This window comes from Paenibacillus tundrae, assembly GCF_036884255.1.
Classification (GTDB): Bacteria; Bacillota; Bacilli; order Paenibacillales; family Paenibacillaceae; genus Paenibacillus.
The window spans coordinates 2,957,796-2,975,553 of record NZ_CP145605.1 but is presented as its reverse complement, the minus strand read 5'-3'; the positions used below and the strand labels follow the sequence as shown (position 1 = coordinate 2,975,553).

Here is a 17,758-nt window from a genome sequence, read left to right as displayed (position 1 = left end):
GTTATACTACCTAGTTGTAACCCATTTTTCAATAATAAAATGAAAATATATCGCATTCAGCTGGATATTGAACGATTAATGGGATTAAATTCTTGATGGATATTCAATCCATATGTCATAAACATTATAGTTTACAAATATATGAATTAATTGATACTATAACAAATGAAAGCGGTTAATTGTAAATTTTATCAAGGAGGTGTAGCTGAAGTATTCGGCAATAGGTAATGAACAAATAAACTATCATTCGGCGTTTGATGAAAGGGGAATTTTATGAAGCGTTATATGGCTATCGCACTTAGTGCTGCTCTACTCACTTCACCAAGTTTATTGCCAGGCTCAGCTATGGCGAACAGCTCTACCTCAGACGTGATCCAACCACAATTGACTACTCAATCTACGCTTAACTCGATACCTGGATTTACGGATGTTTCTGTTCACGATCCTTCCGTTATTAAGGTTGGCGATACCTATTACGTATTCGGTTCACACTTACAAGTCGCTAAATCCAAAGATCTTATGAACTGGGAGGCCGTAGCATCAGGCGTTACGGACAATAATCCAGTCGTTCCTAATGTGACGAAGGAGTTTGGAGAAGCTCTAGCATGGGCGCAGACGGATACACTATGGGCGGCCGATGTTATTCAATTGGCTGACGGCAAATTTTATATGTACTACAATGCGTGCAAAGGCGACTCTCCTCGTTCTGCACTTGGCGTTGCTGTCGCTGATAACATTGAAGGGCCTTATAAGGATCAGGGGATATTGCTGAAATCGGGTATGTGGGATCAGATTAGCGAGGATGGTACCATATATGATGCAACGAAACATCCCAACGTTGTTGATCCCGATGTGTTTTTTGATAAAGACGGCAAGTTATGGATGGTGTATGGCTCATATTCCGGAGGAATTTTCATTCTGGAGATGGACGAAACGACAGGTAAACCTCTGCCGAATCAAGGTTATGGCAAAAAACTGACAGGTGGTAATCACAGCCGCATTGAAGCACCTTATATGCAATATAGCCCAGAGACGGACTATTATTATCTGTTCCTCTCCTATGGTGGACTTGACGCTGTTGGAGGATACAATATTCGGGTAGCACGCTCGAAGACACCGGACGGTCCATTTTACGATGCTGCGGGGAACGATATGATTCAAGTTAAGGCAGATAAGGACAAACCTCTCTTCGATGACGCATCTATTGAGCCATTCGGCGTTAAGCTGATGGGTAATTACCTGTTCCAAAGACAGATCGGTGATCCGGGTACAGGTCAGGGTATCGGTTACGTATCACCCGGTCACAACTCTGCCTATGTCGATCCTGAGAGTGGCAAGCACTTCTTGATCTTCCATTCTCGCTTCCCAGGACGCGGGGAACAGCATGAAGTCCGTGTACATGAAATGCACATGAATGCCGATGGATGGCCAACAGTGTCTCCGTATCGTTATGCCGGATTGGACGAAGCTTCTAATGTTATGCCAAGTCATTCGGTGGCTGGTCAGTATAAGTGGATTAATCATGGAAAAGATATCTCATCTGCAATCAAAACATCTCAAAATGTTGTCCTTTCTCCTAATGGTCAGATTAGCGGCGCAGTGACAGGCACATGGAGTGTTACAGATGATCATCGCAATCAGATTACCATCACGACAGAAGGTGTAACTTACAAAGGGGTACTTACCTATGAGTGGGAACCGAATCTTCAGCGCGAGATTCTGACCTTCAGTGCCCTCTCCTCTACAGGCGTTGCGATCTGGGGAAGTCAAGATGTTGAGCTTACGGATCGAGCCGTTGTTGATGCGGTTAAAAAGGATTTGAATATTGGCGACACCAAAAATATATTCTTCAATGTATCCCTTCCCACATCAGGTGCACGGGATAGTAAGATCACATGGAGTTCGTCCAATTTAGGTGTGATCTCCAATACCGGGGTTGTGAATCGTCCCCGTGCAGGCAAAGGCGATGCCAAAGTAACATTAACGGCTAACATCACAAAAGGAAATGCATCTACTACCCAAAAGTTTAACATCACCGTACCCGAGCAAGCGAAAGGGCCTTTACTTGGTGAATACAGATTTGATGGCAGTAAGCTCGCCAAAATTGCACAGGATTCCAGCAAAAATGGATATCATGGACAAGCCTTTCACGTGGAGAGTTCAGTCGTAGGTAACAAGAAAACCCTCGCTGCTGCTTTTAATGGACAAAACAGCTATATTGAATTACCTGGACTTATCACAGATACGACAGACTTCACATTCAGCAGCTGGGTCTACTGGGATGGTGGTAACCCATGGCAACGGATTTTCGATTTCGGCAATGGCTTGACGCGTCATATGTTCCTAACGCCTTCTCAACATAACGGAGCGCTACAATTCACCATTCATAATGAGGGTAAGGATCAAAGTCTGATCGCATCCCAAGCATTGCCCACCAACCAATGGGTTCATGTTGCTGTTACACTCCAGGGTGACACAGGAACGTTGTATGTGAATGGCCAATCTGTGGCGAGTAGTACCGACATCACCTATAACCCCAAAGATTTACAAGTTACTGACGCATACTTAGGCAAGAGCCGATATACTGCCGATCCGTATTTCAAGGGCAAGATGGATCAGGTCAGCATTTATAATAAAGCACTGACTGCGAAAGAGGTTCGACGCTTAGCTGGTGAACGGCCAGAATAATTGAACCGGTAATTTAAATAAATCGAAAGAGACCACATTCAATGGTTAGGTACTTGAATGTGGTCTCTTTTATTGTCCTGAATAGAGAACAACTGTAGCCTAATCAATTAAGAGCTACAGTTGTTCTTGTTCCTGCTTTTGTTGTTATTGCATGATTGCAGAGTAATCATGCGTCAGTCTTTCTTTTTCTAACCGTATGAGTAGTACTTACACAAGCGTAGCATACGTATCACGAGCAAGTCGTGTTGCCTCAACCATGTTTTGCAATGATGCAACCGTTTCGTCATAACCACGTGTTTTGAGTCCGCAATCTGGGTTAATCCAGAACAATTGTGCCGGTAACACACGCAAAGCCCGCTGAATCATATCCGTCATTTCCTTCACACTAGGTACACGTGGACTATGAATATCATATACGCCGAGTCCAATGCCAAGCTTGTATGTGTTCAGCTCAAAGCTATGAATTAATTCACCATGACTCCGTGAGGTTTCAATCGAAATGACATCTGCATCCATGGCTTCAATCGAACCAATCATGTCATGGAATTCGCAATAACACATATGCGTGTGAATTTGTGTCGTTTCATGCACCGTACAAGTCGTGATTTTGAATGCCTTCACGGCCCAAGCAAGATACGCCTCCTGCTCATTTACCTTAAGTGGTAGCCCTTCACGCACAGCCGGTTCATCCACCTGAATCATGCCGATGCCTGCTTGTTCCAGCGCCTCGACTTCTTGTCTGAGGGCATAAGCCAGCTGGTATGCAATATGTTCTCGCGGGATATCGTCACGGACAAATGACCAGTTCATGATGGTAATCGGGCCAGTCAACATGCCTTTCACCGGCTTCTTCGTCTGAGATTGAGCATATACCGTCTCTTCCACCGTCATGTTTCCGTCAAATGCCACATCTCCGAAGATGACAGGTGGCTTCACACAGCGTGATCCATATGATTGCACCCAACCATTCTGCGTGAAGGCGAACCCAGCCAGCTTCTCACCGAAAAATTCAACCATATCCGTGCGCTCGAATTCCCCATGCACCAGCACGTCTAAGCCAATCTCTTCCTGAAGCCCGATCCAAGTATCGATATGTTGATGAATGAAATCCGTGTAACGCTCTTGATTCCACTCCCCTTTGCGCCAGCTCTGACGCGCTTTCCGAACCTCAGCAGATTGAGGGAAACTTCCAATCGTTGTCGTTGGTAGCAAAGGCAGCTGCCATTTTTCCTGTTGTGCTAGATGTCTCTGGGCAAATGGCTCAGAACGTACGGGCTCTTGTACCCGGAGCTTCTCCACCGCTTGCTGAACATCACTACGATTGCGCTCATTGGACTGATGAAGAGCCAGAATCGCACGTGCACTCGTATCCAGTTGTGTAGCAATAGCTCCAATACCTGACGTTAGCGCTTGGGTTAAGAGAACCAATTCATCGAGCTTTTCATCCGCGAATGCCAATGCATTTTTCAGTTCAGATGTAAGCTTAGTTTCACAATACGTTGTTACCGGAACATGCAATAGGCTACATGAGGATTGGATGATGAGGCGATCTGGTGATACGATAGCAGACAGTTCATTCAGAAGATCCAGCTTTTCTTGCAGAGAAGATCTCCAGATCCCACGACCATCGATGATACCAGCTCCCAGTACCTTGTCCTGAGGAAAAGCAAACGATTGGAGCGATTGTTGGTTCCCGAGCCGTCCATGTACAAAATCGAGTCCAATACCTTGAACAGGCAACGCCACAATATCTTGATAACGCTCCACAGCTTCAAAATATGTCTGTAACATAATGTTGATTGCAGGTGCTGATGCATGTAATGTGTCATAGATGGTTCTCAGATGTTGCAGATCTTCATCGCTCACTTGTGTAACAAGGATGGGTTCATCAATCTGTACCCACTGCACACCTTCCTGCTGCAATTCTTGAAGAATTTGAACATATAGAGGTAAGAGGCGATTAAGCCACGTCCCCGCCTCAGAGGCACTGTACCCTTTTGATAGCTTCACAAATGTAAGTGGGCCGACTAGTACGGGTTTCCCTTCAATCCCTAATTGCTCCTTCGCCTCACGGTACGCCTCTAATGGTTTATTCTCCGTAAGTACGGGTGTGAGGCCTGACAATTCCGGTACGATGTAATGATAATTGGTGTTGAACCATTTCGTCATCTCGCTGGCAGCGGCATCCTTCGTTCCACGCGCAATCCCATAATACACAGACAAAGGTACTTTGCCGCCCTCATATGCAAAGCGCTCAGGGATCAAACCAAACATCGTAGCTGTATCTAATATATGATCATAATAACTGAAGTCGTTGACAGGAATGTAATCAATACCTTTTGCTTGCTGTTTACGCAAATGATTCAAACGAATTGCTTGCAGCTGGCTTTCAAAAGCTTCGGTGTCAATTTTGCCTGCCCAATATGCTTCCAATGCTTTCTTCCATTCACGATCTGCTCCAATACGCGGATATCCAAGAACACTACTTTTCACCATGTGAGATTCCCCCTCTGCACTTCGATTTGTTATATCAAAAGTTATCACAGAAAGGCTTGCGCCATGTAATTCCATAAAATTATACCCAGCTATAGCTTAAGGCTATAGCTAAGCGTATTTTTTACTGTGCATTAATTACGCTGGCAGTGTAGGTGAAATTAAACAAACATTCACAATAGTACAAATAAACTATCCAGTTAAGCTAGAATTAAGACTGTGTTTTTATATACATAAGCTTGGGCAGTTATACTGAGGAAAATACAGCGAGAGAGTATGTGATTACATGAAAAAATGGAGAAAACGACTACGAATTACAGCCATTGCGGGACTTGCGTTGATTCTGCTTCTTCTGGGATCAGGCGTGGTTTATCAGCAGGTAGAGACAAGAAAAGATTTGAACAATTTCACACCCCCAGGCAAGCTCTACAAAGTACATGGAGAAAATATGCACCTCTATACGGGTGGTCAAGGTGATGTTACAGTGGTCATGGCATCCGGTTGGGGTACGGCTAATCCCTATGTAGATTATTATCCTTTATATGATAAATTATCTCCCTACACCAAGTTCGCGGTGTATGACCGCTTCGGTTATGGTTATAGTGATGTAACCGACAAAAAGCGAGATGTGGATACCATTGCGGAGGAATTACATGAGCTATTAACGACATCTGGACAACAACCACCTTATATACTCGTCGGGCACTCCCTTGGGTCGCTTGAAACGCTGCGATATGCTCAGAAGTACCCGAATGAAGTAAAAGGCATTGTGATGATCGATGGGGGTAGCCCGGAGCATTATGCAAAAGACGAAGATAATTTAGCCGATGTCATTGGTGGCTTTATGAATCAATTCCGTATACAAACGGGGCTGTTCCGATTGTCTCTACAATCCGAACCTGTCTTGGAAGCAACCCGTGCTAATCGTAACAACTTGAAATTTGTACCTGATGAGTTGAAACAAGTCGATACAACGGCTCTGCTGCTTAACTATGGGAATGCCAACACCGTAGATGAATTACGTGAGATGAATGCCAATGCAACAGTCGTAATGAATAACACCAAGCCTCTATCTGTACCACTGACAATTCTAACTGCAGATTATTTGGGAGCTAGTGAACCGATCTGGGACCAAACTCAAGCTGAATTCACATCTTGGTCAACACAAGCCAAACACGTGACGGTGAAAGATTCTGAGCATTATATTCATCAGTACCATCCAGAGCAAGTAGCTGACGAAATATTAGAATTAGCAGCCCAATAAGTAAAGCTTCATATCAAAGATATTCATAACATAATAATCACTTAATATTTATAAGTGTCCATTCACCCTCGACGATAAGTAAACCGTTGGGGGTTTTATATCTTTTGCCGATTATCCAATCAGGGATAAACCATTTCTATGAGATAGAAATTGGTCTAGCGCCTCTCGCATATCCTTGGACGTAAGTCCATGTCGGTTGAAATAGTTGTGAATATGCTCGAATCCACTCCAATCCTGATTGTAAATCTGCTGTACTTTGCGATTGAACTTCTCTTCTTCATCTTCTCGCTTAGAACCTATAGGCTCACATAACCAGAAATCATTTCTTTTCACTTCACCACACTTCGTCCACAGCAAGTTTTCATACTGGATGACATCCCAATCCTGATAGCCTGCTCGGATCTGCCCGATTTCTGTTGTGAGGATATCATTCAATAATTGAGGTGGAATGTGTCCATACGTATCTCGATACTCTCTCAGATTAAGCGCCTCCACCCATTGGGTGAGCACATACTTTCCTGAAGAATATGCGTATAGCTTAGGAACGAATGCATAGTTTTGCATTTCCAATATCGCCGCACACTCCACCTCTCCATCTATTTTTCCACGTGTACTATACACTTTCAGGCTATAGTCTTTAATTCTATACACCACAGAACGCTGACCGATTAAGGAAGCTTGCATGGTTAGATGTCCATTTGCATCATAGTGAGCAAGTAACTCTTTCATATTCGAAGGTATAGGATTCACAATGTTCATAATCAGATCTCCTTGTTGTTCTATTCAGACTAAAACGTTTTCAAATTAACAAGTTTACCTTGGTACATACTATTTTATCTTTAATAATTGGTATGAACATATACAATATGGTCAAAACATGAAGTATTTGCTCTGAAAATTTCGGAGCCATCCAACTTACGTCGTTTATAAATCCACTTTAAGGGTTGTGCTCAATTCTATCATATCAGGTACCGCCGGAAAGTTTGTTCTATTTTAGCCATGAGAAAATCCCCTGCAGTAGGCAAGATTAAGTCCATCTTAACAGACGTCTTTTTTCTCTTGTCTACTAAAAGGGGATCATACCCAAATATCGACTTTTTCAATTGCTGTGATAATCCACGCATAACTTCATTGTCGTAAGAATTAAATAAGGTCAATACTCCATTAGCTGAATTTCCCGTACGTTTAGTATCGGCTTGCTATGCCTCTCTCCTGTTGGTTCCATTTTGTTAAGTTAGGCTGTCTCGGAATGATCCGAGATCCTCATTAATACCGTTATCTTACAAGTTGTTTGCCATTGCTTTCCTCCTCAGTATGGGGAAATAAAGCGTTATAGACTCCGTCAAGTTGCAGTAGTTCCGCATGTGTGCCGTCTTCTACAATTTGCCCCTGCTTCATAGCGATGACTCTGCTCGCGTACTGGACTGCGGATGCTCTATGTGTGACCGCAATCACCGTAATGTCAGGCATGGCCTGCAGAATAGATTTCAATACTTGTGCCTCTGTGAGTGTATCGAGTGCAGAAGTTGCCTCGTCTAATAGTAATAACTTTGGACGTCTGATTAGTGCACGTGCTAGCGTAATCCGTTGTCGTTGCCCGCCGGATAGCGTTTCTCCCCGCTCCCCTACCAGTGCGTCATAACCTCCATCCAGTTTCTTGATAAAGGAATGAGCACCCGCAGCTTGGGCCGCCCAGATGATATCCTCCTCACTCGCCTCTTCCAGTCCCAGCTGAATATTTTCTTTCAATGTCCCGGTAAAGAGATAGGGCGTCTGCGGAACATAACTCAGCTTTCGAAGCTTCTCGGTTACATCTGGATGAGCATTCAATTGGTTATCAAGTATCATCGCCCCACCAGTCGTAGGAGAAATCAAGCCGCTACATAACCTAAGCAGTGTTGACTTACCGGCTCCGCTCGGACCTACAATGGCAACGAACTCTCCTCTATTCACTGTCAGATTCACTCCGTCGAGCAGAACGTTTTTCTCCTCCTCATTTAGTTCTAACGACACTGTGGCTTCCTTCAATACAACGAGAGGCTTCCCGCTTTCCTTCTCCACTTCAACTGCCCTAACTGTACCCTGCTGCAGTACGTTGACCGCTTCCTCTGTCTCATGAGTGTCCTTCTGCTCAGGTTGCCCCGGTCCCTCTTGCCTACGTTCCTCCGAAGGTTTGAAGAGAGCAAAAATACGTTCCGCAGCGCCTAGTCCCTGTTGCAGGTTTCCCCAAGTGTTAATGACGCTAAGCAACGGGTTTTGTACACGGCTGATTAGTACGAGAAACGCTAGTACCTGACCGGCTGTCAACGCTCCCTGAATCGCTGTATAGGCTGTGAAATACACACATAAGATCATCACAAGTTGGTTGGTAAGGTACACGGTTTGGTTCATTGAGGTTCGCTGTAACATATTGGAAACATGCAGACGATTCTGTTCTTGCCGCTTCTCTTCATACTTGGCCAGCAAGGACGACTCCATCTGGAATATACGCACAATATGAAGCCCTTGCAACATTTCTTGAAGAAACCCCCGAATCTCGGCGTCCTTTTGCTGAAGTCGGTTCCCATATGTCCGCAGCTTACGATCAAACCATCTACCAACCGCAAAGACTATCGGGGCGGATAGAACGACCAATAGCGCCAGCTTCCAGTTCATCGTAGCTAGATAAGCAAAGGCAACCGCAAACAGCGCAACATTGTAAGTAAGCTCGTACACAATGTTAGCGACCATCCCATTGGACTGCTGGACATCTCGGGTCGTGCGGGAGACCAGATCGCCCGAATGGAACCGGATTAGTGATGAATACGGAAGCGAGGCGATCTGCCGGAATACATCCGTCGAGAAATCCCGTTGCATCCACGATTGAACTGAGTTACGCAGGTAAAATTGAAGCATGAAGAACAAGATAATCCCAATGCCCGCAGCCAAACTTGCTCCCGTCAGAAACAACAACGTATCCAGATCTCGTCGCCCAGCGGCATCAATGAACAGTTGTTGAACCCACGCATAGCCTACATCGTAAACAATATCTGCCGAGAGCAACAACACGGAAAAGATAAAAGCGATTTTATACGGCTTGGCATATTTCATAATTGAAAAAAATGACGAGACTGCCTTTGGCTCCGTTTGCGTTTCTGTACTCAAACTGCTCCCCCCTTCCGCTCAAGGTTGCCTCTCTCGTACAGCTCGCGATAATAGTTGCTGCTTTCCATCAATTCCTCATGAGTCCCTTCACTTACGACTTGACCTTGATGCATGCAGAGAATACGATCCGCCCCCTTAATTGTAGACAAGCGGTGGGCAACAATAACTACGGTCTTCCCTTTGGCAGCTTGCTGGATTGATTCCTGAATCATGCGTTCATTTTCACTGTCAAGAGCAGAGGTCGGCTCATCCAGTATTAAAAGCGACGGGTCTTTGATGAGCGCCCGCGCGATGGAAATGCGCTGCCGCTCGCCTCCAGACAAGGTTGCTCCGCGCTCGCCAATAACTGTCTCGTAGCCACCGGACAATTTGCTTATCCAATTATGAAGGTTGACCGCCTTTGCCGCTTGCTTGACTTCCTCATGGCTCGCATCAGGCATCCCCAACCGGATATTCTCCCCAATCGTTCCTGTGAAAAGATATGGTTCTTGGGAGACGTAGGAAAGTGATCCGCGCCAGTATCTCAAGTCTATCTCAGCCAGATTGTGATCACCTACCCATATTTGTCCTTTATCGGGCAGATGCACACCCAGTAAAAGACTGGTGAGTGTGGATTTGCCCGATCCGCTTTCCCCGACAATCGCGGTTACTTGGCCCCGAGCAATCGTGAAACTGACGTCATTTAGTGCAGCCTCGGCTCCTTCTGCATAACGGAACGAAACGTTCTCGAAACGGATATCACTCTTCAGGTTTGATCCTGGATTCATCCCTGTAGCCTCCGCCTCCTTTTCGCTGGGCAGATCCATCACCTCAAAGGTTCTCGCTGCGCTGGAAATTGCCACCTGTAGTTGAGGCCAGAGTGAGGACAGATTGGAGATCGGTCCGGACAGACGTTCGAACACTACCAAAAACGCCGCAAGTGCTCCAACATCCAGCCTACCTTGCACAATCAAGTAGCCACCGTATCCGAGAATGTACATCAAACCGAGTATATATACAAATATATTCACCCGGTAAAATACAGCTTCCAGTGCCAGTGCTTTTAAATGATACATAAGGTAGTGGTCCCACTTTTTTCGTAGTAGTGCCGTCATTTTGTCTTGCACCGAGAAGCTCTTGATCACTTCAATTCCTTGTATACTGTCCATTAGAAAGGTATCCTGCTGTGCCCTCGCTTCCTGCCGCTTCGTATACGTGTCGCGCATTTTTCGGGCCAGCGGATTGGCGAAAAGTGGAATAACGAGAGTAATGATCAGACTCCCCATCGCTAGGCCGACATGAACGATAGATAGATAAGCCAGCAAAAAGAAAAGCTGCATACAGTTGCGAAATAGGTCCATCGTCTTGTTATTGATAGCCGCCTGTGCCTCCGGCGCAGCATCATGGATGCGGGAGAGTAGGTCGCCACTATGATAGTTGTTTAGCTCCTTCTGGCGGATCTTCATTGTCTTATTCAATAGCCTCGCCTGATAATGCAAGGTAGAGCGATTTTGCAGTTTGGTATTAACATATCCGTTTAAAAAGTTGCCTCCAGCTTCCGCCAGCGCCAGAACACCCAATAGCAAGCAGGCTACGGTCATCGCGGACAACTGCTGATCAATAATCGTATTCACAATCCGACGCATCAACTCAGCATAGGCAGGCGTCATTAGTGATAACAAAACAGACAGTAGTACGATGCCCAGATACCAAGGCCAGTAGGATCTAGATGAGCGTAGTAATCTGGTTAGTGTAGCTGACACTCCCGGTTTGTGACTTTTTTTCAAGCGACTTTGCCCCCCCTGCAATGCAAGATAAAGGTGGAAGACGGCACTAGCAGACCATGGCCGCCCTCCACCATGTGTTTATCCGTGAGCGATTTCTCTGTGGCTCAAATAATGTGCCATCTCACGAATAGTATGAAAGCGAAATACGATCAAATCCTCTGGGTCAAGGTCATGTTGCTCCATCTCAACCTCCAAGAGGACAGCCTGAATGGAAGTTCCACCTAACTCGAAAAAGTTGTCTGTGACTCCAATCGGTGATACACCAAGAACCTGTTGCCAGATGAGGACGAGCGTTTTCTCCAGCTCGCTCTCAGGTGCCACATAGCTTGCCCTGTCTTCTACCGGTAGGCTAAGCTGAATGAGCTTGCTTTTATCTGTCTTCCCGTTAGCGTTCAGTGGGATCGACTCGATGAATAGGATCTGATCCGGTATCATGTAATCGGGCAACGTGAAGGAGAGCAACATCCTCACCATCATTACATCTGGCTCGATATCAGCTACGATGAAGCCGATTAGCCGCTCCTCCTTCGCCAGCACGACTGCTTCTCTTACAAATTCAATCTCGCACAAGCAAGCCTCTATCTCGGCGGGCTCAATCCGATACCCCCGAACCTTCACTTGTTCATCGATCCGTCCCAGATACTCTATATCCCCATTAGGCAGCCAGCGTCCCATATCACCTGTACGGTATAAGCGTTCTTGCGGGTTGTAAGGATGGGGGATGAACCTCTCTTCCGTCAGTTCCTTGCTACCAACATAGCCCTTCGCCAAGGCTACTCCCCCAATATACAGTTCTCCCTTCACGCCGACAGGCTGGAGCTTGCCATCACTTAACACCCATAGGGTAGTGTTATCAATCGGCTTACCAATTGGCACTGACACAGAAGTTATATGCTCGGGACATTCATATGCTGTTACATCAATTGTGGCCTCGGTCGGGTCGTACAAATTGATTAGTTTTGTCGCTTGAATATTCAGCAGAGAATAGAAGCATTCAACATGACTCGGCTTTAGCGGCTCCCCGCTAGCAAACACATATCGAAGTGAGCGCAGGCGAGTCGCAGCATTGTGGACATCAACATAGCTTAGAAAAGCTCCCAACATCGACGGCACATAATGAACAACCGTTACCTCATGACGCTCTATTGCCTCAATGATCGCCTTTGGCTCCCGTTCACGTCCAGGCTCCAGCATGATCACACGTGCGCCATACATTATGCCCCACAGTAGTTCCCAGAGCGAGACGTCGAAGGTAAACGGTGTCTTCTGCAGCAATACATCACCCGAGCCAATCGGATATGCCCGTTGCATCCATTGCAGCCTATTGAGTAGTGAGCCGTGTCCGATCTGTACTCCCTTCGGCTTACGGCTTGTTCCCGAAGTGTACAGCAGATAGCAGGCATCATCCGGCCCGAGTGACACCTGTTCATCGTACTCGCTCACATGTGGCGTAAAACTATCTAACTGCTCTAGAAGCAGGATATTCACAGCATGATCAATACTCATGCTAAAGCTCTCCTTCGTGACAACGTAGCTGCAACCACTGTCGAGTAGCATGTACTCGATTCGTTTTTTAGGGTATGTTGGATCAATTGGCAGATAGACCGCACCGGCCTTCAATATCCCGAGTAACCCCACCAGCATATCCGTCGAACGCTCGACCATCAGTCCGACAATATCACCTTTACGAATGCCATTTGCGCGTAGCCAACTGGACATATGATCAGCCCGTGCAAGTAGCTCCGCATAAGTCAGCTGCCCCGTATAAGGTTCGGCATTTGAAGCAAGCACTGCAACCTGTTCCCCAGACATCCAGGCTTGATCTTCGAAGCGACTCACTACCGTATCACGCTCATGAAGCGGCTGTTTCGTTGCATTAAACTCTTCTATGACTTCATATCTCTCCGCCTCCGATAGCATCACCATACTCTGAAGATTTTGCCCCGGATTCTCAGTAGCGCTTCGTAGTAGCTGCATGAAATGCTTCGCCATGCGTTGGATCGTCTCATGACGGAACAAATCGGCGCAGTATTCTAGGCTCCAGAAGAGCTGTTGATCTTCAGTTAAGGTAACGACCAGCGTCAGGTCGAACTTAGCAACACGATGCTGAAAACCTCCGTACGGAAAGAGCTTTACGCCATGCCCCAGATTTTTCACTAGCTCCCCTTTGCCATGATTGTGGAGCACAAACATCGTATCGAAGAGGGGATTGCGGCTGACATCACGCCGTGTATTTAATCGGTCAACCAATTCTTCAAACGCGTAATCCTGATACTCGTAGGCTGCCAGTGTATTACGTTTTACTTGCTCCAACAGCTCCGTAAAGGAGTTTTCGCCCCGCGGCGTATTACGTAGTGCCAACGTATTAATGAAAGCTCCGATCATATGGGCTGTATCTGCATGGTTGCGTCCTGCAATCGTCGTGCCAACCACAATATCCTCTTGCCCGCTGTACCTGGAGAGCAACACATTATACGTAGCCAGCAAAATCATGTAGAGCGTGGATCCTGTCTCCTGAGCAAGCTGAAATAGAGCCTCTACGGTGTGTTCTGGTACTTTGAAATCGACCCTACCGCCCCTGAAGCTCTGAATCGACGGACGGGGATAATCGATCGGTAACTCAAGAAGCGGACCCGCATCAGCGAACGCGCTGAGCCAATAGGCCTCTGCCGCCTTCTTGCGCTGCTCACCCTGAGCGGAAAGTTGCCAGAGCGCATAATCTTTGTATTGAATGCTTATCGGAGGCAGTGTCTTACTCGAGTAGAGAGCCGCAAGCTCATCACCGAAAATCTCCATCGAGACACCATCTGTAATGATATGGTGCATATCAGTGAGCATGAGATGCCTTTCCTCGCCCAGCTTGATGATTTCCATACGTAGTAGTGGAGCAGTCTTAAGATCGAAAGGTCTTACAAACGCTTCAATCCGCTCCTCAATCTCCTCCTCCTCCTCAGCCTCGGAGTATGGGATTGTGATCGTAGTATCCTCATGTACCCGTTGAACAAGTTCACCATCGACCCAACTAAACGAGGTGCGCAACGTCTCATGCCTGTCAACCAGCGCTTGTACAGCGCCCTGCAGTCTGGCTAAATCCAGCGGGCCGCGAACAAGCGTAATATCAGGTACATTATAAGTGATGTCTGCCAAATGATTGAGAACGTAAAGACGCTTCTGTGCAGTTGAGGCTGGATAGTACGTCCTAGCTGCGGTAACTTGAATTCGTTCAAAGGTTGGCAATAATGATTTGTCGTCCAGTCCACTCTGATTCTCTTCGGAGGATTGCATCACCTCCGTCATTCCGTGTTCGATCAGATATGCTGCCAGTCCGGCAATCGTCGGCATGTCAAACAGGGTCTGCAGCGGTACGGTAACGCCGAACTCCTTCTGCACCTTCGACAGCATCAGGATCGCCTTCAATGAATGACCACCATGTTCGAAGAAGTGATCCGTCCGTCCAATCTGGTCCACTCCGAGTACTTGTTCCCATAATAACGCCAATCGCTTTTCCGTCTCTCCCTGCGGCTTAGCATGGACAATCGCCTGCTCCGGTCGCAGCGGAGCCTCCATCAGCTTCCTCCGGTCGGTCTTGCCGTTCGGTGTCAGCGGTAGCTGCTCCAGTTGCACTATACCCGTCGGCACCATATATTCTGGCAACCGTTCCTTCAGATAACGGGATAATTCACTCGTCTCCACAGGTTGATCTGCGGTTACATACGCCCACAGGCTAAGGCCCGCTTCGCCTTCTTGCCGGGCAACGACAGCTACTTCACGCACACTTCCTTGTTCCAGTAACTGCGCTTCGATCTCGCCCGTTTCAATCCGGTACCCTCGCACCTTAACCTGCTCGTCTTCCCGGCCCAGGTACAGTAGCGTCCCGTCCACCAGCCTACGCGCAAGGTCGCCAGTTCGGTACATCCGCCGCCCTGTTATGAATGGGTCGGCTACGAATCGCTCCGCGGTCAGCTCCTCCCGATTCCAGTAGCCACGCGACACGCCGTCACCAGCGATATAGAGTTCCCCGACTGCTCCATCAGGTACCGGTTGCAACCAGCGATCCAGTACGTATAGGCTCACATTGTCTCCCGGAAAGCCGATCGGCACCGTTGCGTTCAAGTCGCGTGAGGGGTCATAGGCATGCAACATACAACCCACCACCGTCTCTGTCGGCCCGTACTCGTTGTAGATGGTGACTCTTCCCTCAAACTGCTCGTGAATCCTCCGCGCTAGCTCCGTCTCTAGCGCCTCGCCGCCTACAATTAAGCTCCGTAACCGCTTCGGACGATGACCGCTGAGTAGCAACAGACGTAGATGCGTCGGCGTCAGTTTCAGTAGTTCCACTTCGTCCGCTGCGGCAATCTCGGCAATAGCAACCGTTCTATCTGCGTTTGCATGGATAACGATGCTACCCCCGGTCAGTAGCGGCACATACAGCGACGTCACCGTCAGATCGAAGGCAATCGATGAATACAATGCCACGTCTATCGGCTCTCCACCGGCATACACCTTGCACGCCCACCATACATAGTTCACTGCGCTCTGATGCGCAACCATGACCCCCTTCGGTTTTCCTGTCGATCCAGAGGTATAGATCATATACATGAGTTGCGACGATTTTACATCGATGCCCACATTCACAGGTGCTTGATGCCCGTCCGTCTCGTTCATTTCTCTGCTTCCAGTAACAACTGCTGCACCAGCTTTGGATTCCTTAACGAGATGAACTTCCGCTCCTGCGTCGATGTCCAGCCAGACCACGCCTGCAGGAACCTGCGATTCCAGTCGTGCCTCCGTCAGTAATAACGCCATTTTACTATCTTCTACAATGTATCGAATGCGCTCCTGCGGATACGACGGATCGATCGGTACATAAGCCGCCCCCGCCTTGAGTATGCCCCAGATTGCCGCCACCAGCTCCGGCGAATGTTCCGCCAGTAGCCCGATCCGATCCTCGGCAGCTACGCCATATGACAGTAGCTTTTCCGCTATGCTATTCGCCCGTTCATTCAGCTCGGCGTAGCTCCAGCTACGCTCTCCCGCGCGAATTGCGATTCGTTGCGGGGTCTGCCTCACTTGTTGCTCGAACAGCTCGTGCATCGCTCGCTCCCGTGGATATTCCGCTGCCTTTCCATGCCAGGACTCCGTTGTCCCTTGCTTCTCCTGCTCTGTCAGCAGGCTAATGTCGCCAATCAACATATCAGGCTCCGTTGCAACTATTTGTAACAACTGTGCAAAATTCGCCGACAGTCGCTCTATGGTTTCCTGGCGAAACAAATCAACGCTATACTCGAACGACCATTGAAGACTATTGTCTCCTCCAGTTGTCACGACCAGCGTCAAATCAACTTTTGCCGGCTCATGCTTCAAGTCGTTGTATTGGCGCATCACTGTCCGTTTGTCAAGACGTAGCTCCGAGACGTTACCCTCATGGTTATGCAGTACAAACATTACATCAAACAATGGGTTGCGACTAATATCTCGGCGGAGGTTTAGACGGTCAATAAGTTCGTCAAATTTTATTTTTAGTTAAGGCTAGCACACTTTTCCAACAACGTTAACCTGATAGATTATATGTCTTTAGAGGTCGGAGCCAATGATCAAAGAGAGTTGAATGGGTCTGAAAGGAGGAGTCGCTAAGAAAAAATAAAGTTTCCTGAGCAATTTAGACGGCCAACTAGTCAACAGGAACTATGACTTAGCGATAAGATCGGGTTGAGAACAGCTTTCCTTAGACTTTGCGGTAAAACTGGTGATGAAAGAAGATTAAGATGAGAACAGAGTTTCTACATGGCAAAGGTCCTAACTTGCACCAGTTCCACGGACTTCCACCCCCAAGAGATTAGCCGGTTAAAGACAGAGTAAGTGATTACCAGCAGAAGTAATATGTGAAGCGACAAGGGTGCCTGAAGTGGGCCAAATAATTATATTCTTGGCGAAGGGGATTGTTGGTGTCAAGCAGGCTTTCTTTCCTACAAGTTACAAGGGAGTTTGGTTAATAAATTGAAGAGTATCGCCCTCATTACAAACCTGAATATGATCTGATTCATATGTTATCGTATTACTATGTTTGTAACATTCATGAACAGCTAAGAGAAGCCCAGCTTGAAGATTAAGAAGTAAACAATAGTATGTCTGCCGTCTGGATCGACATACATCAGGCCATTATGCATAATCGACAGTTTAATAAAGTAAAGGGACCAAACTCTCTCCCTAAACAGGGACAAGAGTTTGGGCTTTATAATTAAACTAATCTGCCTATTAGTTTAATGGATTAACAGGCAAAATAACGATTAGATAAACGCCTAATCGGCAATGAGAACATGTTCTTGTCTAATTCAGGTAATCGGTACAAGTTCTTGTCCTCAGCGGCTAGTTCTAATGCCAATATTTCGCTTTTTTAATACGT

The 17,758-nt window shown here is 47.0% G+C and carries 7 protein-coding genes; 2 read left to right on the top strand and 5 right to left on the bottom strand.

Annotated features, from left to right (window positions below):
- Nucleotides 1–273 precede the first annotated feature (273 nt).
- Nucleotides 274–2,688, top strand: a complete 2,415-nt coding sequence (locus tag V6W81_RS13335) for a family 43 glycosylhydrolase (RefSeq protein WP_338543663.1) — start codon at nt 274–276, stop codon at nt 2,686–2,688.
- A 207-nt stretch (nt 2,689–2,895) separates the two neighbouring features.
- On the opposite strand, the gene metE is transcribed toward V6W81_RS13335, so the two are convergent.
- Nucleotides 2,896–5,184, bottom strand: a complete 2,289-nt coding sequence (metE, locus tag V6W81_RS13330; protein ID WP_338543661.1) for a 5-methyltetrahydropteroyltriglutamate--homocysteine S-methyltransferase — start codon at nt 5,182–5,184, stop codon at nt 2,896–2,898.
- A gap of 283 nt (nt 5,185–5,467) precedes the next feature.
- On the opposite strand from metE, the gene V6W81_RS13325 reads away from it, so the two are divergent.
- Nucleotides 5,468–6,445 carry an alpha/beta fold hydrolase gene (locus V6W81_RS13325; RefSeq protein WP_338543659.1) on the top strand — a complete coding sequence of 326 codons (978 nt, stop codon included), beginning with the start codon at nt 5,468–5,470 and terminating at the stop codon, nt 6,443–6,445.
- Nucleotides 6,446–6,556: 111 nt separating this feature from the next.
- Here V6W81_RS13325 and V6W81_RS13320 read toward each other — a convergent pair whose 3' ends face one another.
- The 4 genes from V6W81_RS13320 to V6W81_RS13305 form a co-directional block, all read right to left on the bottom strand.
- Nucleotides 6,557–7,204 (bottom strand): hypothetical protein, encoded by a 648-nt coding sequence (locus V6W81_RS13320; RefSeq protein WP_338543657.1) that lies wholly within the window; start codon nt 7,202–7,204, stop codon nt 6,557–6,559.
- Nucleotides 7,205–7,720: 516 nt separating this feature from the next.
- Nucleotides 7,721–9,589, bottom strand: coding sequence for an ABC transporter ATP-binding protein (locus V6W81_RS13315; RefSeq protein ID WP_338543656.1), 1,869 nt, complete (start codon nt 9,587–9,589; stop codon nt 7,721–7,723).
- Complete coding sequence (locus tag V6W81_RS13310; protein ID WP_338543655.1) at nt 9,586–11,355, bottom strand: ABC transporter ATP-binding protein; 1,770 nt, start codon at nt 11,353–11,355, stop codon at nt 9,586–9,588. Before V6W81_RS13310 ends, V6W81_RS13315 begins: the two co-directional genes overlap by 4 nt.
- Nucleotides 11,356–11,433: 78 nt before the next feature.
- Complete coding sequence (locus V6W81_RS13305) at nt 11,434–16,872, bottom strand: amino acid adenylation domain-containing protein (RefSeq protein ID WP_338544001.1); 5,439 nt, start codon at nt 16,870–16,872, stop codon at nt 11,434–11,436.
- Nucleotides 16,873–17,758 lie beyond the last annotated feature (886 nt).